This is a genomic window from Lysinibacillus sp. COL-1 (genome assembly GCF_059814265.1).
The window spans coordinates 2,744,895-2,765,763 of record NZ_JCAWSJ010000004.1; the positions used below are offsets into that span (position 1 = coordinate 2,744,895).

The 20,869-nt window shown below is 37.9% G+C and carries 15 protein-coding genes, 3 pseudogenes and 1 riboswitch; of the genes and pseudogenes, 3 read left to right on the forward strand and 15 right to left on the reverse strand.

Features of this window, described 5'->3' with window-relative positions; all coding sequences use genetic code 11:
• Positions 1-111 precede the first annotated feature (111 nt).
• Positions 112-1,083, forward strand: coding sequence for a DUF1385 domain-containing protein (locus tag AC6BKE_RS21890; RefSeq protein ID WP_051891552.1), 972 nt, complete (start codon positions 112-114; stop codon positions 1,081-1,083).
• Positions 1,084-1,135: 52 nt separating this feature from the next.
• Here AC6BKE_RS21890 and AC6BKE_RS21895 read toward each other — a convergent pair whose 3' ends face one another.
• The 11 genes and pseudogenes from AC6BKE_RS21895 to AC6BKE_RS21945 form a co-directional block, all read right to left on the reverse strand.
• Entirely contained in the window at positions 1,136-1,606 is a 471-nt protein-coding gene (locus AC6BKE_RS21895) for a hypothetical protein (RefSeq protein ID WP_036116802.1), read from the reverse strand.
• Complete coding sequence (locus AC6BKE_RS21900) at positions 1,606-1,812, reverse strand: helix-turn-helix transcriptional regulator (RefSeq protein ID WP_036116800.1); 207 nt, start codon at positions 1,810-1,812, stop codon at positions 1,606-1,608. The genes AC6BKE_RS21895 and AC6BKE_RS21900 overlap by 1 nt, the downstream gene beginning before the upstream one ends.
• A gap of 361 nt (positions 1,813-2,173) precedes the next feature.
• The gene (locus tag AC6BKE_RS21905) at positions 2,174-3,112 is read right to left on the reverse strand and encodes an alpha/beta hydrolase fold domain-containing protein (RefSeq protein WP_089934545.1); all 939 of its coding nucleotides are present in this window, start codon (positions 3,110-3,112) and stop codon (positions 2,174-2,176) included.
• A gap of 329 nt (positions 3,113-3,441) precedes the next feature.
• Positions 3,442-4,998: an esterase/lipase family protein gene (locus AC6BKE_RS21910; protein ID WP_244504885.1), complete on the reverse strand. Its 1,557-nt coding sequence runs from the start codon at positions 4,996-4,998 to the stop codon at positions 3,442-3,444.
• A 664-nt stretch (positions 4,999-5,662) separates the two neighbouring features.
• Complete coding sequence (gene trhO, locus AC6BKE_RS21915; RefSeq protein WP_499858031.1) at positions 5,663-6,610, reverse strand: oxygen-dependent tRNA uridine(34) hydroxylase TrhO; 948 nt, start codon at positions 6,608-6,610, stop codon at positions 5,663-5,665.
• Positions 6,611-6,913: 303 nt separating this feature from the next.
• Complete coding sequence (locus AC6BKE_RS21920) at positions 6,914-7,186, reverse strand: hypothetical protein (RefSeq protein WP_089934549.1); 273 nt, start codon at positions 7,184-7,186, stop codon at positions 6,914-6,916.
• 371 nt (positions 7,187-7,557) lie between these two features.
• Positions 7,558-8,685, reverse strand: a pseudogene (locus AC6BKE_RS21925) (ribonucleotide reductase barrel domain-containing protein); the annotation flags it as partial.
• Positions 8,686-9,044: 359 nt separating this feature from the next.
• A pseudogene (locus tag AC6BKE_RS21930) lies at positions 9,045-9,719 on the reverse strand (ribonucleotide reductase barrel domain-containing protein); the annotation flags it as partial.
• Between the two features lie 207 nt (positions 9,720-9,926).
• Entirely contained in the window at positions 9,927-10,808 is an 882-nt protein-coding gene (locus tag AC6BKE_RS21935; protein WP_058844019.1) for a DUF559 domain-containing protein, read from the reverse strand.
• Between the two features lie 93 nt (positions 10,809-10,901).
• Positions 10,902-11,699 (reverse strand): annotated as a pseudogene (locus tag AC6BKE_RS21940) (ribonucleotide reductase barrel domain-containing protein); the annotation flags it as partial.
• A 198-nt stretch (positions 11,700-11,897) separates the two neighbouring features.
• Positions 11,898-12,728, reverse strand: coding sequence for a lipoate--protein ligase family protein (locus tag AC6BKE_RS21945; protein WP_271910270.1), 831 nt, complete (start codon positions 12,726-12,728; stop codon positions 11,898-11,900).
• A gap of 212 nt (positions 12,729-12,940) precedes the next feature.
• On the opposite strand from AC6BKE_RS21945, the gene AC6BKE_RS21950 reads away from it, so the two are divergent.
• Both AC6BKE_RS21950 and AC6BKE_RS21955 read left to right on the forward strand, forming a co-directional pair.
• Complete coding sequence (locus AC6BKE_RS21950; protein WP_036122960.1) at positions 12,941-13,327, forward strand: rhodanese-like domain-containing protein; 387 nt, start codon at positions 12,941-12,943, stop codon at positions 13,325-13,327.
• A gap of 573 nt (positions 13,328-13,900) precedes the next feature.
• Positions 13,901-13,977, forward strand: a riboswitch (glycine riboswitch).
• A 164-nt stretch (positions 13,978-14,141) separates the two neighbouring features.
• Entirely contained in the window at positions 14,142-15,479 is a 1,338-nt protein-coding gene (locus AC6BKE_RS21955; RefSeq protein WP_089934558.1) for an amino acid permease, read from the forward strand.
• Positions 15,480-15,512: 33 nt separating this feature from the next.
• Here AC6BKE_RS21955 and AC6BKE_RS21960 read toward each other — a convergent pair whose 3' ends face one another.
• From AC6BKE_RS21960 to AC6BKE_RS21975, 4 genes are all read right to left on the reverse strand, one after another.
• Positions 15,513-16,478: a glutaminase gene (locus tag AC6BKE_RS21960; RefSeq protein ID WP_058844017.1), complete on the reverse strand. Its 966-nt coding sequence runs from the start codon at positions 16,476-16,478 to the stop codon at positions 15,513-15,515.
• An 84-nt stretch (positions 16,479-16,562) separates the two neighbouring features.
• Positions 16,563-17,978 carry a M20 family metallopeptidase gene (locus AC6BKE_RS21965; protein WP_249646102.1) on the reverse strand — a complete coding sequence of 472 codons (1,416 nt, stop codon included), beginning with the start codon at positions 17,976-17,978 and terminating at the stop codon, positions 16,563-16,565.
• A gap of 16 nt (positions 17,979-17,994) precedes the next feature.
• On the reverse strand, positions 17,995-19,215 hold the full coding sequence (locus tag AC6BKE_RS21970; RefSeq protein WP_089934563.1) for an MFS transporter: 1,221 nt from the start codon (positions 19,213-19,215) through the stop codon (positions 17,995-17,997).
• Positions 19,216-19,548: 333 nt separating this feature from the next.
• Positions 19,549-20,850: a hypothetical protein gene (locus AC6BKE_RS21975; RefSeq protein ID WP_089934565.1), complete on the reverse strand. Its 1,302-nt coding sequence runs from the start codon at positions 20,848-20,850 to the stop codon at positions 19,549-19,551.
• Positions 20,851-20,869 lie beyond the last annotated feature (19 nt).

Sequence of the window (20,869 nt, forward strand, 5' to 3'; positions counted from 1 at the left end):
CATCTAACCTCCTTTTTGCACACTAATGTTTTCCTGAAATGTACGATTAGTGTAGCCATATAGAAAATTTACTATGCGTAACTGTAGAGGTTTTTCACTAAATTTAGTACAATGGTACAGTTGAAATATATAAAGAGAGTGGTGTTAGCCTTGAGCAATTCACCTGTATACGGGGGACAAGCACAATTAGAAGGTGTGATGTTCGGAGGAAAGGAACATACTGTTACAGCCATTCGTCGTAACGATGATTCCATTGATTATTATCATTTTAAAAAAGTTCAAAAGCCTATTTTACAAAAGCTCAAAAAAATTCCATTTGTACGAGGCGTTGTAGCGCTCATTGAGTCGGCTGGCTTAGGCTCTCGTCACATGCAATTTGCAGGGGATCGTTATGATGTGACACCTGGCGAAGAAGAAGATCATAAAGAAGAAGGTTCTAAACTTCAGATGATACTTGGAGTTGCTGTAGTAGGTATTCTTTCCTTTTTATTCGGAAAATTTGCCTTTACATTAATTCCTGTTTTTATAGCAGATTTTTTCTCAAAATGGATTGAAGGGAAAACGGGACAAATTCTACTAGAGAGTGGTATTAAACTCCTTTTACTGCTAGCCTACTTATACTTTATCTCATTAACCCCTCTGATTAAGCGAGTATTTCAGTATCATGGTGCCGAGCATAAAGTCATTAACTGTTATGAGGCTGGCTTAGACATCACAGTAAAAAACGTTCAAGCTCAATCACGTCTGCACTATCGTTGTGGCAGTAGCTTCATTCTGTTCACAGTGTTTGTCGGCATGTTTTTATATTTCTTTGTACCAACTGACCCACTGTGGCTTCGTATTTTAGATCGGATTCTATTAATTCCTGTTGTACTCGGTATTTCATTTGAAGTATTACAAGCGACAAATGCTTGCCGCAATATCCCAGTGTTGCGTTTCCTTGGCTACCCTGGCTTATGGCTTCAATTACTGACAACTCGTGAACCAAAGGACGATCAAGTAGAAGTAGCAATTGCTTCCTTTAATATGCTACGTCAAGTAGAGCAGCAACCTGAAATTGCTGCAACATTGAACCATGAATAATAGAACAGGCAGTCCCAACAAGTGTTGAGGCTGCCTGTTTTATATTATTGCTCTATTTAGTATAAATAAGTGCAGTAAACAGCCCTATTAAATTTGGTAAGATACTGAAAACTAAAAACAGCCAATTATTCGTCATGATGGAGATGCTTGTAAAAATAAGAATGGACGCAGCAATAATACCTATGCCCAGCTTCACTCGAGAAAGCTGAAACGGGATGGGACTAAACATGTTGATGGTCAAAACTCCCCCAATTATCCCCCAACTCCCTAAGTGCACTAAAAGAATACTACCTAAAACCATTGCTGCATTCAATTCAATGCCAAATACAATGAGTGTAAAGAAAATATAAATCGCCGCTAATGTCACATACCACGAATAGGATTTCGCTTTTTGCCAAATATAGTCGTGTAGCTCATCTAAACCTCTGTTTTTCTTCGCCTTACTCCGTCCTAACCACCAGCCTAAAATTCCACAAGTCATTCCTCCATACAACCCGATGATTCCCCCGATAGAAATCTCCATCACTCCGTCCCCTCCTCTTCGAATATAAACACTTCTTCAATTGTGCAATTGAAAGCTTTTGAAATATTGTAGGCGAGTTCTAAAGATGGATTGAATTTCTCCGATTCAATTGCAATGATTGATTGTCGCGAGACGCCAACTACTTTAGACAACTCCTCCTGCGTAATCTTTTTCGATTTCCGCAATTCACGAATTCTATTTTTCATAAAGCCTCCTCGTTAAATGTAAAGTAAACTGTACATTTTTTTGATAAGTAAAGTTTACTTTACACCATTTCATATGTCAAGTTGACTTTACAATTTAGTTTTCGTTTAAACAATACAGGAATTCTTATGAAGAACGATCAGGAGACATAGTGAGGGCTATAATTAGAAAAGACACCACACGCTAATTTTGAAAAATGTAGTCAGTTTGTGAAGAAAAGCATCCACCTCCATCGTACCTATCTACACTGTAAAATAAAGTTAAATTCCAAAATAAGGAATATAAAAAGCGTGTTTTGAATGATAATCAAAACACGCTTTTTTATAGGATTTTTCCGCACCTTTTCCTTTAGCGTTAACCCGCCTATTTCAACACTCGACTATGAATTATATTCATAATTTTCTGTTGAGCATCTAGAGCTTCAGGGATAGGCATCACAGCAAATACATGATTCATTTGAGGATAAACAAAGGTAGTGATGTCAATGCCTTGTTCGGTTAGTTGTTCATCAAATTTTATGGCATCTGGATATAAACTTTCATGTGTTCCAATAAAATGAGTAATCTTCCCAAGTCCTTGAAAATCACCGTAAATAGGACTAATCAATGGGTCCTTTAGATCTTTATCAGCAGCCCATATCTTTGTAATGACTTCCATTCCTGCACTAGCTAACATTGGGTCCTTTTCTTCATATTCAAGTATCTGAGGATTTTCTAAACTCATATCAACACATGCTGATAGTAAAATAATATCTTGGGGTTGAGGTAGATGGTTCTGCTTCAAAAGTTGGACCAGACCAAGTGCTATATTTCCACCTGCCGAATCTCCGATAATGGTCAATTGATTAGAACTTTCAACCGTTTTTAAAATTTCTTTATAGAAATTGAGCATTTTTTGGAAGGTGTCATGATGGTTAAAATGAGGTACTTTCGGATAAATGGGCGCAATAACTTTTGCATTTAACGATTGTGCCATCTTATCCATGAATAACCAATGTAAACTTAAAGGCTGATTCGTCCAAGCACCACCATGTATATAGAGAATAACTTTTTGCTTCAAGGACTTTTGGTCATTTAAAGTGAAGACCTGCATAGCCTCAAAGGTTTGCTCCTCCATATCACTTATAAATTGAACATCTTCCCCTATAACATAAAGCTGACTATTTTCAGTTCCCCTCTGCTCAATAAACTGTTTAGCATTTTCAATACTAGAAAAACTCTTTTTATTACTTTGCGCAAATAGCCATTTTTCAAATTGAACACTTTCTTCAGAACGATCTCCGCTAAAAATTTCTACAGTCATTTTTTTCTCCCCTTTAAGTTTCATCACGCACATACATTGATAAGAGCCATGTATCAGAAGCTTTCACACGTACTATAATCTATACCGTATCATAGAGACAAACCTGCATCCGTTAAATAAAATATTTTTTTCGTACTCTATGTTAATTCCACAGTATGTCGTATACTCCTTCAACATCCATCGTATTTAAATGAAAATAAAAAATACCATGCTGATTGCCAACATGATATTTTCATCTTTATTTAAACAAGTAACTCATTAATAACTTTTTAACTGTCTGATTATCAATTTGGCATCCAGCCGTTGCTAAAGATATGTTTTCAAGTTTTTTATTTTATATACTTAGAACGAACAACGGTCCTTTTGTATGGCTCACCTTGTAACGTTTCACCTGAAATATTTAAAGTTATATTATATACACCTGACTTTTTATTTTCTGGAAAATTCACCATAAAGTTTTGCTGATTAACCTTTTGCGTCTGTAGAGAAGAAGCAATATCTTTCCCTGTTGGATCCAGTACTCGTACATCGAAGGTAAGTTTTTGTAATTGGTCATTAGCTTGCATTGTCACGATATTATTCGTTTCTAATGATACTGTTGGAATACTTACCTTAATCAAAGATGGGCCCCCATGTTGAACTGCCAGTAAAAACGCATTATCTTCTGCCTGCGTGCTTATATTTATCTTCCATTCCCCAATCTCAGAAATAACCCCAGTAAATGTATGAGGTACTACGCCATTAAAGAAGGAGGCTTCATCCAATGATTGGATTGTTTGGTTGGTATATTTTTTTTCTGAAGGAGATACTAACTCTATCTTATCACTAGTTAACCCTGTCCATAATTTCACATTATCGAGCGCAGTATCCACATAAAAAGAATGTGTCACATCATTTGACGATTGTAACTTCCCTCCGTAAAAATAATGAGAAACATCCAACTCTTGAAACATATCAGATTGAGAAAAGTATTCTTTGTTCATCATGATACGATCTGTAGAAGCAGACTGTAGATACTGTTCCAATCTTGAAAATACCGCAGATCCCATTCGAATATTGTCATGATCAAGTGAGGGATCGGTAAATAAATGTGTTCCGTAAGATAATTTAGTGCTTGCCTCTTTGACTAATCCATCATTTGGATCGGAAAGATATAGACCTCCCATCCAGAGTGCAGATAGAAATGGTCCTGTATTAGTACCAGCAATTGTATAATAGTTGTTCTTGCTAACATTGGGATGATTGTCTATTAGTGAGCGAAAATATTCCATTTCCCCAACTTGAAGTGAATAAGTTCCATCATCTTTTTCACCGAGTAATGTAGCTAGCCAACCTGCCCACCAGCTATATGCAAGATCAGCTAACTCTGATCCATAATGAGGGGATCCTAAAGTAAACACCCTCCCAACGTACGGATGAGCATTATGAAGAACTAATGCTGCTTGGGTATCAGGCCCACCCTTGCTATGGGCAATTATATTTAATTTTTTTCCGTGAAAATGTTGACTGATTTCTTTTAACATAGAGGCTAATAATTTTCCATTATCGTATTGACTATAAGAACCTTTACCTGCCGAATCGTATAATTGAACAAATACCGTTTGATATCCTGCTTCATAAGCTTTTGTATACATATCATTAAGACCGTGATATTCTGTATTGCCATACCAACTTGTAGAGTTACCGTTTTTCCCTTGAACGAAAACAAGAGGTGGCTTATTCAAATCAACATTAGGTGGAGTATTTCCTAGAAACCACTCTCCAGGTGTAAAGCTTTCACCTGGTGGCTTCAATCCATAAGGTTCAATCGTGTTTGAGGCAAAAACATCTGGAGTAGAAAAAAGCATAATTGTAACCATTACTAATAAAGAAAGTATTTTTTTCAAATTGTTTTCCTCCTAATCATTATAGATCAAGTGCGTAAAGCTGTAGAAAAGCAATTTATAATTCTAAAAAACTGGTGTTGAATAACAGCTATTAATGTTAATTTCCAAGCAGCAACCAATTAACCCCACCTTCCCTTTATACTAATATTCTATAAAAAGGAAAAGACTTCCTTCTAATTTAGACAAAAAAATATCATTATCTTACTTCGGTTAAGCCTCACTTAGAGAAGCAGCGAGATAGATTGTGTTAGCAAATAAAATGGTATAGAGCGAAATGGCCAATATTCAACACCATATGTTCATATAAACGAACCTAAGTCCTTAATTCTCATTTATGAACACCCTCTTCTCACGCAATATGATGGATGCTTTCTTGTCCATTTATATAACGTAGTACGGTTTTTATTTTCTTATTGATCATCAAAACACCCCGTAAAAGCTAGATTTTGTGTCTAGCTTTTACGGGGCAGAAGGTACTAGATTGTATTATTTCAACATATATGTACCAGTTAATAATAAACCTCCATCAAAGAATAAACACCCTATGTAAGCAAGCAAACTAGTCCAATTTTGAAATGGCTAGTTTGAACACTTACATAGAGTGCTTTAGGTCCCTCTAAATAGTTGGTTGAGGTTATGGAAGCTATTTAATTCAGAAAGCTTTTCATGCTAATTCTTGTAACGCCTCAATTGCTTGAGCTACTTGCTCTTCTGTTAAATTGTGACGCACGATGTAGCGGTTGCGCGCATGCTTTGTACATTCGATTGTACAGCCACCTAAATGCTTTGCTTCATTTTCTTCAGATGCAATGATTTGTTTGTTACATTCAGGGTTTGCACAGTTAATGTAACGTTCACAAGGTTCACCGTCATAGTGATCACGACCGATAATCACATGCTCTACTTGATTGATTGGCACCGTTAAACGCTCATCAAATACGTACATTTGACCGTCCCATAATTGGCCTTTCGCAACAGGGTCTTTTCCGTATGTTGCAACACCGCCATGTAATTGACCAACATCGCCAAAGCCTTCACGTTTCATCCAGCCCGAAAACTTCTCACAGCGAATCCCGCCCGTACAATAGGTTAAAACATTTTTCCCTTCGAACAGCTCGCGATTTGCACGTACCCATTCTGGTGTATCACGGAAGTTTTGTACATCTGGTCGAATCGCACCACGAAAATGGCCGACATCGTACTCATACGTGTTACGCACATCTAATACTACTGTATTGTCAGCTTGCATTTCAGCAAGAAATTGTTCTGGTGACAGGTAGCGACCTGTTAATTCATGTGGGTTCACGTCTTCTTCTAAGCCTAAGTTTACTAACTCAGGTCGTGGGCGTACGTGCATTTTTTTGAATGCATGCTCTTCTACTGCATCAATTTTGAAGACTATACCTTCAAATAATGAGTCAGCTTGCATGTTTGCCATGTATTGCTCTGTCTGCTCAATCGTACCTGAAACAGTACCGTTAATGCCCTCGTTGGCTACTAAAATACGACCTTTTAAACCGATTTCTTTACACATGGCTAAGTGCGTTGCTGAAAACGCAGCTGGATCTTCAATCTTCGTGTAATGGTAATATAATAAAACTTGATAATTCATTGTTTTCCACCTATCATTTAAATATTTGCAGGATATTCCTGATAGTGTCTTTTACGACCTATTAACCATAAAGGATAATCATTGAATATGCTATCGGTAATTAGACTGAAATGGGCATAAATATTATTTTTAAAGAATTTGTGAATTGGTCAGTGGACTTTTTTTTATAAAAAAGTGTTATTCCACAATCTGGTCCTTAAATGGAAAAAGACACACTCCTTATGAAAGAAATGCACCTGTTAACGGAGGATTGTTAGCCAACTTCAGTACTAAGTAAACTGAGAAATTGAGTAATGCGTGCTTTTATTCAGGGAATCCCCAAATAGAATACATTGCGTATATACTCAAAAATATACCAAGCAAAAAGAATCCCGATTTTATGATATTTTCCTTTTTGAAGGAAATTTCACTGTATTCGGCATAGCTTAATATCATATAGATAATGGCTGGTGTAAAGATGACTATTGCCACCCAATGTTGCTGAAAATTAACTCTTAACGCAGGGTTAAATACAGGCAAAAAGAATAATAAACCTAATAAAGCCCCTAAAGTATAGCCTTTTAAATATTTTTTCATCAAAGTTTGTCCTTTCTTATAGGAATTTTTTAATTGCCCCTTCAGAATCTAGATGCTTTGCTTCAAGCAATGTAGTAGAGCCTTTTTCTACTTAAACTAAACCACTCTTTCTATAGCAATTAAAATTCGGCAGCTATAATTTGATAATTACTTTTCAATTTTGGGGATGAAAATGCTAAAGAGAAAATATGCACAAGCATTTCTTGATACTAATGAAAGGCCCTTTAACGGAAGAACCTTTTCACGATGAAAACACCCCTTTAGATATATAAATATCCAAAGGGGCGTAGCTTCGTAACATTTTCATAAATGTCGCGACTTTATTTTAAACTTTGTATCTGTTTGATAAACATCGTGACTTTAATTCAAATCTACAGACCGCATTTTAACTGTGCACCACAGTTTGTACATGTATTACAGCCACCCATTTCTTCGACTGTTCCTTTACGACAAACAGGGCATGTATTCCCTACATCTGAGCCGATAACCGTTGTAGACTCTAATGCTTGAATTGTATCTACTAATACGACTGGACGTTTTGTATGCTCTTCTACTAATTCTTCTTCAAATGATAATTGATCCATATCATTTTCTTCCGCTTTTAGTGTAAGAACTTGTGAATCACGGCTACCATCCACATAGACCGTGCCACCTTTAGCGCCACCTTTATATAGTCGCTCGTATACTTTTTCTACTTGCTGTACTGTATAGCCTTTTGGTGCATTCACTGTTTTAGAAATGGATGAATCAATCCATTTTTGAATAATACATTGAACATCGGCATGTGCTTCTGGTTTTAGCTCCATTGCTGTGACAAACCATTCAGGAAGCTCTTGCTCATTTACTTCAGGATGACGATCTAAATACTCTTTTACAATTTCAGCCTTGACCTCAATAAATTTACCTAAACGACCAGAACGGTAGTACGTGAAGGAGAAGTATGGTTCAAGACCTGTCGCTACGCCTACCATCGTTCCTGTCGAACCCGTTGGCGCAACAGTTAGTAAATGCGAGTTACGAATACCAGTCGCTAGAATTTGTTCTTTGATGTGAGCAGGCATTTTTTGCATAAAGCCTGTCTCTGTAAAGGCTTTACGTAAACGAGCTGTTTCTTCGTCAGTAGCACCTACTAAGAATGGGAAGCTACCACGTTCCTTTGCAAGCTCTGTAGACGCCTCATAGGCTGTTTCCGCAATTGTTTTAAAGATTTCATCGACTAAAGCATTACCTGCTTCTGAACCGTATTCCTTTTCACAGTAAATAAGTAAGTCTGCTAAGCCCATAACCCCTAAACCAACACGACGCTCGCCAAGGGCTTGTACACGGTTCTCTTCTAGGAAGTAAGGAGTCGCATCAATAACGTTATCCTGCATGCGAACACCCACACGAACTGTTTCACGTAGTGCTTCGTAATCAACTGATTGATTTTCTTTATTCGCAAACTGTGCAAGGTTCACAGCTGCTAAGTTACACACAGAGTATGGTGCAAGTGGTTGTTCCAATAATTGTTATCCTAAAGGCTTTTTATCCTTTAGTTCTTACAGTTCAATTCCTGCAAGTTCAGCATACATTTTCATTACACATGGCGTATGCATACTCATAAGAGCTTCTTAAATAATGTAATTTATAAAAGCCTGCATAACCTCTATTCATTTCTATCACAGCCTTTCTTACATTAGGCAATTTTGAATTTTTATGAATGTGTAATGTTGCGGTCTCGTGCCCGGGTTATAGTCTACTAAGTAGGATCACCGGGTATGCGTTGCCCCTGACTAAAGCTTTACCATTAGCCTTCGGTTCGGATTAGCATCTCAGCCTTCCCGCTTTATCCCGCAATTTTTAACGTGAGGCGAAGTCCACCACACGGATTTGTCGCTACAACACTTTGACCATATGCCTTTGCATTTGTCATATCATTCGCGTTGTCGATGAAGAAAATACCTGGCTCTGCTGAGTATGTTGCACATACGTTTATTAAATTCCATAATTCTTTTGCTTTCATTGTACGGTATGTGCGGACTTTATAGCCCATTTTTTCCCATTCGCGAACATCGCCCACTTCATGCCATTTCGTATTGTACACGTTCATTTCTTCTTTTGTATATTCCTCCACAGCTGGGAAACGAAGCTCAAAGTCAGCGTCTTTTTCTACTGCTTCCATAAATTCCTTCGTTAATGTCACGGAAATGTTGGCACCTGTTAAAAACTCTGGGTTATGAACTGTGTATGTGCCACCATCACGTAATTTATTTTCAGCATCACGAATGATCGCTGTATCGAATCCACCTAAGCCTTCAATGTTTTTGTAGTTCACGATGCCTTGATACATCGCTTCTTCTTGCATAGAAAGTGGCTTGAAGTTTAATTTTTCTTTTGCTAGACGAATGATTGTTTCATCCGTTGTATTTTCGATCAGGTAACGCAGAATACGTGGATTTTGCATTTTAGAAATAATAAATTCCACAATATCTGGATGCCAATCTGCTAGCATAATCATTTGTGCCGATTTCTTACGCGGGTTCGCTACACCCACTCTCTATGTCACCATAGAAGTTGAGACCATATCTTACATCCAATTAGATGCCCTCGCACTTCGGAGTGGCTTCACTCCTACTCTACTCACTTCCGCTAACTTAGCGTGCTTTCGATGGTCGTTGAACCTTCCCCTTTAAAAGGAGCTTGGCTGCTGATTGTCTTTATCCCACTGCTATTTTCAAGCATTCACGTTTACCGTTTCCGATTACGTTGTAGCTAGCAGTGCATTTATAATGCGTTTTTTAACATTTTCAAAATCATTTTTTATCTCATCTTCCCAAAAACGGAGTAAAGTGTATCCATTAGCTGCTGCAATTTGATTTTTTTCGATAACCCTAGCTTTTATTCTCTTTTGTACCTCATAAAAAGAGGAATAAAATTTTGGATTCCCATGCCAAAAATCACCATCACATTCAATTAGAATATTTGTCCCAACTAGTAAGAAATCAAATTGTGCACCTTCAAATATAAAGGAATATTTGTAGGTGATTGATTGTTCAACTAAGAAATTCTCTAAAGCTGTTTCAATACTAGTTTTTCTAAACGTTTCCCTCTCTATTTGCTTTAATGCAGCTTGTCGAATCTTTTCAATGGTTTCTTTACTATAAACCCCTGTCTTACCGCTATTCCATGAAGGCGTTCCATTTATTTTTCTAGTTTCAGCTGTTTTTGAAATGATATTTTTAAAATGAAACTTTTTTTGTTCATTTGGCATGTCATTATGCCACTTACCTGTATTTTGTGATCGAAGTCTACTCGCACACTCTTTACTACAAGTTTTAGTCTGCCGATGTTTTTCATCGAATAGTTTTCCACAAATTACACAAGTTAAAGGCTCACCTTTTCCTCGACAGCTTCTACTACAAAATTGATTTGGAATACCTCGCCTCAGTTTAACCTTTTTATTACATAAAATATATTGGCAGATCACCATTTCTATTGGATAAAAATAAGATATTAAATAATTATCTAATGTTAAGTTATGCTCATTTTTCAAATGAGACGTAAACCATCCTTGTTTATTATGATTTATTGTAAAGCCACATATTAAACAAGTTTGTGGTTGTATCGCATCATAAACATCCATATTTCCCACCTCGATTAAAGTGGCAATATTTCCGTTAAAGAGTTCCCAGCAATTCACGAGGTTTGTTTACGCAGAAGCACCTAGATTATGCTTACCTCTGCGGCTACCACCTTGTTCGACAAGATGAGTCAGCTTCGCAATATCATCTAACCATGAGACAGAACCAGATGATTTACCATTTACACCACGTGCTAACGTGTTGCGTGGACGTAATGTTGAACCATTTGTTCCTACACCACCACCACGACTCATAATTTCCATTACTTGCTTACGGTGATCACTGATGCCTTCACGTGAATCTGCGACAAACGGCATTACGTAACAGTTAAAGAAGGTTACATCTGTTTCAGATCCAGCTCCATAAATGACACGTCCTGCTGGAATAAATTTCAATGAAACTAATTGCTTATAAAACTTCTCAAACCACTCTTGGCGTTTCTCTGGAGTTTTTTCAACAGCGGCAAGGCCTGTTGCATTTCGTTTTGCGATTTGTTCATAAAAAATTTCAAGAGGCTTTTCTAGCACGTCAATTGAACGCGTAATTACACCCGTTTCTTGCTCTTGCGGATCGTCTAATGCACTGCGGTAATCTTCCTCAATCAGAATATCTGCTGTTTTTGTAGACATGTCCAGCTTTTGAATTGTCCCTAAACCACGTGCAGGGAATTTTGGATCAGCTTTTACTGTTAAAACAACAAAGTCACCGGCTTTCAGTGTTTTCTTTTCTGTGTCTTTAAACGAGTAGCGATCGATCATAACAAGTCTAGATACGCCTTTATGCGTAATATGCATATCAGGCGTTACTGGGTGTACTTGTGGGAATTGTTCGATATCTTTGTTTAACTGTTCAAATTGATTGTTTACTTCGGGTTGATGATTTGTGATTACCATCGTTTTGCCTCCCTTGTTATCTTCATTACAAAATAAATACACAATATCATGTGCCGTTAAACACTACATATTGTGTACATGTCTTTAAAAAAGATACTATATATAGTTTTTTAATTCAACTCTTGCTTTTTTAAATAGAATCCGAACTACTTGTTATTACTAGGGTCGAACGTTAAAAAATTTTTTTCATACCATTTTTTACTTTTTAAAGTTCCATTCATCATTTGCATATTTTTTTTCTTCTAATGCACGAACATATTCTAACTGCTCCTCAGAAAGTGTAAATGGTTTTAATTCAATTTGCAACGATTTTGCAAACCCATCACGAAAAGCTGTTACACATTGTTCAACTGTTACTGGTTCTTTAACAAGACCGTTGATGGCAACCGCCTTTTCCGGTAACTTTCTGCGCATACGATTCTTCGCTTCTTCGCTTGAGAAATTAAATACGGATAATAGTTTCTCCTGGTCTAAATCTAATAAAATGGCGCCGTGCTGTAAAATAACACCCTTTTGACGTGTTTGAGCACTTCCCGCTATTTTTTTTCCTTCAACGACCAGCTCATACCAACTTGGCGCATCAAAGCAAACAGCACTTTTCGGACTCTTGAGGTCAGCTCTTTTCTCCTCTGTATCAGGTACACTAAAATAAGCATCCATCCCAAGATTATGGAAACCTTGCAAGATTCCCTCACTTAATACACGGTATGCCTCTGTCACAGACTCTGGCATATCCGGATAGCTTTCCGTAACGATGACACTATATGTGAGTTCATGCTCATGCAAGACAGCTCGTCCACCCGTTGGACGACGCACAAAGCCTAAGCCTTGCTCACGTACAGCATCTAAATTAATATCTCTTTTAGCCTGTTGAAAATAACCAATCGATAGTGTCGCAGGCTCCCACTCGTAAAAACGAATCACTGGTGGAATTAACCCCTCACTATGCCAGTCAAGTAATGCTTCATCTAGTGCCATATTAAAAGAAGGACTACATTTCCCTGAATTTAGAAAATACCAAGTTGTCATATGTTCATCTCCTACAAATATAAAATGATCCCTCAGGCCCCACCTGTGGTTCAAACCTCTCAAAAATTAGCTACAGTGTAAGTTGCTAACGATGTACTTTCGTAATGATATAGCCGAATTCGCCACAACCTAGTTAATTTTATCAAACTCATTGGACTATCGCTAGCGCATCTTTTATAATAATAGAGAAGATAGAAAGGGGTAAGAAAATCTTGGACATACTTATCACAATCGGTGTCGTTTTAGTAGTCATAATTGCATATATCGGTATTAATGCACTACGACTCAAAAAAGCCGTAACCAACTTAACACAAGAGCAATTCATAGAAGGCTATCGTAAAGCCCAGCTAATCGATGTACGTGAACAAAAAGAATTTGATGCTGGTCATATTCTTGGTGCACGAAATGTTCCTTCCACAACACTACGTCAACGTTATAAAGAAATCCGCCCAGATTTACCAGTATATCTATACTGTCAAAATACAGGCCGTAGCTCACGTGCTGCACTATTTCTTAAAAAACGTGGGTACAACCAAATTTACCAACTTCAAGGTGGATTCAAAACTTGGACAGGTAAAATAAAAGCAAAAAAATATTAATGTCTACATGACAAAAGCCGTCTCAAAGAACTATGAGACGGCTTCTTTTTTAAAAAATTCAGAGTTTCTACTATATTATATCTATTGCAAATGATTAAGTACTAGCTTTTTGTTCACCAAGTCTCTAATCATGCATTGGACAGAAAAAAGGATAGCGACGAGAGACAAAATATATAGCTCATTCTTACTAACAATTCCTGACTGTAAATGATCCGTTCTTTGAGCGAATTAATGTCACTTAGGAATCGGTTCTCCCATAGCCCCCCTTTACACGTTAGTAGTGAGCTCCCCTACAAAATCAATCACGCCAACACTATCTTTATGCAAATCCTCCACGACACTGATTCATTTTCACCTCATTTTAAATGGCACCCCATCAAATATTTTGTATGTTCAAAAATACTATTTTTCGTTAGAGATTTAGCATATTGCGTCCTATTCTGCTATTTTTCTGAAAATAGTCAGAATTTATTATTGAATAATGGGACGAGCACTGATAGGATGTATAATATCTTACAATAATAATTGATTATGAAGTTAATAAGCTATGAATGCTATGGATTAAACTATAGCAGGAGCAGTTCTGGAGAGAGCGCCATGTGCGTCGCCGAAGGGTTCACTATCTCAGGCAAAAGGACAGAGGAGTAATATCAGCTTTTATTAGCGATGTCACACGAATAGTACATCTATTTCGTGTAATATTCGTGACTAAATGGTATTTGTTATTCTGACGTTTTTCCGAGACTAGTGTCACAACTAGTCTCTTTTTGTTTTTCCAGTCATAGTTTTTTATGTATCTTTGAGGGGGATTAACGTGGAACAGCAACAATTAAAACGAGATTTAAAAAATCGCCATGTGCAGCTTATTGCCATTGGTGGAACAATTGGGACGGGTTTATTTTTAGGCTCTGGCAAAGCCATTGCCCTTGCAGGCCCTTCTATCATCCTTGCCTACTTAATTGTCGGTACCGCCTTATTTTTTGTGATGCGTGCATTAGGTGAGCTGCTATTATCCAATGCAGGCTATACATCATTTACGGATTTTGCATCCGAATACATAGGTCCTTGGGCAGGTTATGTGACAGGTTGGACATATTGGTTCTGTTGGATTATGACAGCTATGGCGGACATTATCGCGGTGGGGGTTTATACACAATATTGGTTTGATATCCCCCAATGGATGCCAGCCATTGGTTGCTTAATCTTGTTATTACTACTCAATTTATTAACTGTTAAACTTTTTGGTGAATTGGAATTTTGGTTTGCCATCATTAAAGTGATTACGATTGTGGTTCTTATCATCATCGGACTGATTATGATTGTAACAGGCTTTCAAACTAGCTCAGGAACGGTAGCAGTGGAAAATCTTTGGGCACACGGTGGTCTATTTCCAAATGGAATGTACGGCTTTTTAATGGCTTTCCAAATGGTTGTATTTGCTTTTGTTGGCGTGGAATTAGTGGGGGTTTCAGCAGCTGAGACAGCAGATCCTCAAAAAAATATTCCCTCCGCCATTAATAAAATTCCATTTCGTATTTTACTCTTTTATGTAGGTGCATTGTTTGTGATTTTATGTATCAATCCATGGTATGAAATGTCTGCCTCCAGCAGTCCTTTTGTACAAGTATTTACACTGGCTGGTATTCCGATTGCTGCGGGTATTATAAATTTTGTTGTACTCACTTCAGCCGCTTCAGCAGGTAACAGTGGTTTATTTTCAACAAGTCGGATGCTCTTTAATCTTGGAAAAAATAAACAAGCATCTCCTACATTTGCCAAGCTCAACAAAAACAGCGTGCCAAGTAATGCGCTCGTTATTTCAGCTATTGTTGTATCAATAGGTGCATTGTTAAGTAAGCTGATGCCAGAAAATGCCTTTAGTATTGTGACGACGATTAGTGCGATTTGTTTTATTTGGGTGTGGAGCATTATCGTTATTTCTCACATTATTTATCAACGAAAAAACCGTGCCTTACATGAAGCATCGAAATTTAAAGCACCACTGACACCTTTTATCAACTATGTAATTCTAGCATTCTTTGCCTTTCTCTTACTTATAATGTTTATTTCTGATGCTACACGTACAGCTCTACTATTAACACCAATTTGGTTTATCGCCTTATTCATTCTTTATAATATGAAAAAAAGATGACCTCAGCCTAAGTGCTGAAGTCATCTTCACGCATTAAAAAATAGTCATATCCCATTCTGTCGCTAAATGCTTTAGTAACTGCACACCAGCCACACTGTTTCCTATTGGATCGATTGCTGGCCCATAAATACCGATACCACAGCCAGTAGGAAATGGGGAATTCAAGCCTGCATGACCTGGAACAGCTGTAAGAATCGCACCGGAAACACCACTTTTAGCAGGCAGGCCAATAAAGGCTGCAAACTTTCCTGAAGCATTGTACATACCGCATGTCACCATCAAGGCCTTCGCTAATTTCGCCACTTGTTTAGGAAATAGCTGTTTCTTTAACAATGGATGGTAGCCATCATTGGCAATGACTAAGCCAATCATCGCTAAATCTGATACATTGACTTCAATTGCACATTGCTTCAAATACACCTCAAGTGCCGCCTCTACTGGACAATCTAGGAAGCCTGAATCCATTAAATAGTAGGCCAATGCTCGATTACGATTGGCGGTTTGCCATTCTGATTGAAATACCTCTTCATTAATACTTAATTGCTTGCCAATGATTTGTTCTAAAAATTGTAGAATTTTTATGACCTTCTCTTGCGGTGAATGACCAGCCAGCATCGAGGACACCGTAATGGCCCCAGCGTTTATCATTGGATTAAACGGTTTCCCTGGTTGATGGCTTTCTAAGCGAATAATAGAGTTGAACGTATCCCCTGTTGGTTCCACATCTACTCTTTCTAGTACATAAGGTAAACCTCGATCCATACAGGCTAATATAAATGTGATCACTTTAGAAACACTTTGAAGTGTAAATAGTTCTGTGGTATCTCCTGCTTTGATTTCGCTGCCATTTGAACCGATTATCGCAATCGCTAATTGGTTCGGATCTTTTTTGGCTAAAGCAGGGATATAGCTAGCACATTGACCTTCTTTGGCAGCAGTGCGAAACTGCGATACCCATTGTGTCATAAGGTGATCCTGCTGATGTGGTTGTATTGACATGTTTGTGTTCTCCTTTCAAAAATGAGGCAAAAACAGAGCCTTCATAGTTCTCCTATGAAGACTCCATCCAATGTCGCTAGCCTTTTATAGCTTAGGAGGCTGTGTTCCCTCTGGAATTAATGATACATATGTTTCTCCATCAAGACGTTCCTGCCATTCCTTTTTCGCTTCCTCGATATAGGCTGGATTATTAAGCACCGCAATAGCCGTACAAGCCATGATTTTAGCCGCCTGTAGCATCCCTTTATGCGCGATTGGCATAACTCCTTGAGAAACAACCTGCCATGTATGTAGTGGTGTTCCTAATGCCATACATACCGTTGTACATTGTACAGTTGGTACATTCCAACTGACATCTCCTACATCTGTTGAGCCACCCATAATAAATTCGGGTAGCATGCCTGGAACGTGATCAGCAATCACTTTTCCCTGTAATTGCTTGACATCTTCTTTACGCAAGCCTATTAATGAGGCGGCTTGTACTTCAGGAGTAAACGTATTGAAAATAGCCTGCGCATACTGCTCATCCTCTATTGTATAGTGTGGCATGCCAATTTCAAGTATTTGTTGATACATCACATCATAAAGCGTTTTATTAGTAATCAGATTTGAAGCAGCACCTTCAAAATCAACTTCCACTGATGTGCCTGTCATCAGTGTGGCACCCTTAGCAATATTTTCAACGCGCTGATAAATTTCCTGCACTTGCTGCTTTTTAGGTGCTCTAATCAGGTACGTTACCTCTGCATATGGTTGGACTACATTCGGTGAAGTTCCACCTGAATTCGTAATAGCATAATGGACACGAGCTTCTGGAATGATATGCTCTCGTAAATAATTTACCCCAACATTCATAAGCTCAACAGCATCTAAAGCGCTTCTTCCAAGGTGCGGTGCGGCTGCGGCATGTGCACTTTTGCCTGTAAACTTAAAAGTTGCGGCATAGTTTGCTAGAGAGCTACAAGTCATAACCGTTGAAAATGTACCTGGATGCCAAGAGATTGCAATATCCACATCGTCAAAAAGACCAGCTTTCGCCATATAAGCTTTACCAGATCCATTTTCCTCTGCAGGACAGCCATAAAAACGGATTGTTGCTGATTGATGATTTTGCTCTAAGTAATCCTTCACTGCAACAGCAGCTGCAAATGCACCTGTTCCTAATAAATTATGACCACAGCCATGTCCGCTTCCACCATTCTCAAGAGGTTCATGTTGTGTCGCCCCACCTTTTTGACTCAAACCGGGAAGTGCATCATATTCACCTAAAAAGGCAATGACAGGCTTTCCACAACCAAAAGTTCCAACAAGCGCCGTTTCAAGTCCAGCAACGCCAACCTCTGTTTGAAAGCCCTCTTTCTCTAACGCCTCTTTCATATATTGCATGGATTTTTTCTCTTGAAAATGAAGCTCAGACACAGCCCAAATAGCATCACTTAATGCTACACTTGCCTCTTGTTTTGCTTCAATTAACGCAGAAATTTTTTCATGAAAACTCATTTTTATCCCTCCAATTTTATGCTTTCAACAATATTCCTTTTTGGTCATTTAGGGTGACAAGCGACACAATACAGATAAGCGCAAAGCCAATTAACATCCAAAAGGCTGCATCAAAGGAGCCATTAAAGGCATCGACCATAAATCCAATCGCCATTGGCGTGACAAAGCCCGCTAATTGCCCCCCTGTATTCGCAATCCCCATTGCAGATCCTGTAATAGAAGAGGGTAATTTCTTCAGTACAATAACAGGTAGTAATGTAATGACAAACGCAATAAAGATAGAAACAACTGTTTGATAACCAATAAATAACGTCACTGTTTTTGCAGTAAACATTAAATACAATAAAAGACCAATAACTGCACAGGAGATGGAGCCTAACACTTTCTCCATTCCTTTTGGTAGCTTATCAATGATATATCCACTACCATACACACCAATAATCGTTGTAATGGCAGGAATTGTTTGTGCCCAGCCAATGGACATTAGATCCAATCCCCGATTTTTTTGCAGATAAGTCGGGATCCAGGAAACCAAGCCCCAGTTCACGGCATAAATACAGAAATAAGCAATAATTAAATTCCACATCAATGGTGTTTTCAATAGTTCTTTAAAGTTCACTTTATGTGCAGGATTTTCTGTACTAGCATCTTCTGCTTCGTTTTCTGGAAGTTTAATATATTTCCAATATAAAAAGGCAATAATAGCGCCAATAGCTCCAATAATGATAAACATCATGCGCCAGCCAATCGTCCCTAATAAATAAGCTGCTAGCAGCGGCACGATGAGTGAAACAATGCCACCAGAAGTAAGCATGATGGACATAGCTCTGCCTCTTTCCTCTTTTGGGAAGATTGTGGCAATAATTTTAGAGCTTGCTGGCTGAAATCCACCCTCGCCAATCCCAAATAAAAATCGAATCACAATCATCGCTGTTAATGACCAAGCAATCGCTGTTAGACCCGTAAAAATAGACCACATAATAACAGCCATCAATAAAATTCTTTTAGCGCCAAATTTATCTGCCAGCCAGCCACCTGGTATTTGCATAATGGCATAGCCTAAAAAGAAAGCGCTTAAAATGATACCCGTAGAAGATGCATCCAGTTGCAAATCACCCGTAATCGATACAACTGCATAGTTCATAATGTAGCGATCTAAATTACCTAAAGACCAACCTAAAAATAATAGTGCAAGGATGACATTTCTAGATTTTTTCGTTACTTCATTTGCTGTCATTCATATCCCTCCCATTGATCAGAAACATTTTCTTGATTGCAATGTTTGCTTCATTGCTCTTATTGTTCTTGATGATCTTTGCCCCCTTGCCATAACTAGTAAAATCAACACCCCTTTTATATACCGACATTTTCGTTATATATTCGTATAATAATCAAAGTTCTATGAAATGACAATATTTTTTTGAAAATTTCTAATAGATAATCGTCTTTGATTTACTAAAAAGGTGTACAATTCGTTGATGTAGCTGGGTTGCTCAAAAAATGCCTAATTCTAAAAATAGCAAAAAAATGCCCCAAACCATTTAATGGTTTGGGACATTTTTGCCAGATTCTAAACAAGCTGATACATTTTTATTGGTCTACCACGTGTATGCTGTAACTCTTCTCCACAGATTCTCGCTAAATCTACATTACATAAATCAGCTACGATCCGTTGGGCATTTCTTTCGCTCATTTGAAGCTGTGTCGCTAAATCCTTTGTTGTGAAATGCTTCCAGTGCATTTTCTGCACGAGTGCATTTATTTTCATATACGTTTTAATACTAATATTACCCTTTTTTAGTTTTTCTAAAATATAAGGATCTTCTGCTCGATAGGAATAAGCAAGCTCTTCTACATTCCCAACCGATTCAATAATCGTGCCATCATCCTGAATCATGACAATATCAATCGCTTCATTTTCCTTTGTCTGTCTTAGTCCTCGATGTGCATGTAACTCGGCATTAAATACCGTTTGAGCAAAGCCAATGCCTGCTGTCACCTTTGCTTCCATTTCGATCGACAGCTGGTACATTTTTTCTTGTAAAAATTTTATTTGTCCTTCGATGGCTCCCCTTGTACTAAAAATAGTATACTTTCCATTTCCCTCTTCAATAAGAGAGCCATCTATCTGTTCACAAAGCTGGAGCAAATATTCCTTCGTGCGCAATTCTAAATATTGAATGCGATAACCTTGCTTCATGCGCTCTTTCAATGAATCGAAGTCCTTTATTTCAAGCATAACTGCACCAATTTGTGTTTCTTTATAGTAGGATGTTTTGATTTTTTCAGTAAAAAGCTGAACGGTATGGTAAATTTCTGTTTTCGTCGGTGAAACCCAATAAGATGGAACACCCTGTTTCCTCAGCTCTTCATCAACAGAAGGATAGCAAGTAATGGCAAAATCAATCTTTCCTTCCTGCCAGAGACTATAGTGGAAATCAAATAACTCCTGCGGATCAATGGCCACATCGAATTCCTTTAAATACATGTGATTTACATTGTGCTGAATCTCCGCGAGACTCTCTGACGCCATTTGAGAAGGGGATGGGATGATATCGATACTAACATTTTCAATAAACTTTTTTTGTTGATAGGACTGCTCTAAAAATCCACGATAAATGGCAGCCTCTGAAAAAATAATATGAGCCAATTTCTCCTGAGAAACATTCGTTTGACGAGCAAGCTTATAAGGGATATAGCCAGAAAATAGCCAGAAATCCACGTCCTGATTATGTTTCTCTACTAGATGCTTTGTTTCAGTTGCTACTTCATAAACATACGGAATAAATTCCATATCCTGTTCAATTTCCCGTGCTAATGCAATAATTCTTTCAACGGATTTAACGGGACCAACAACACCTATTTTATACATCTTTCGTTCCTACCTTCTT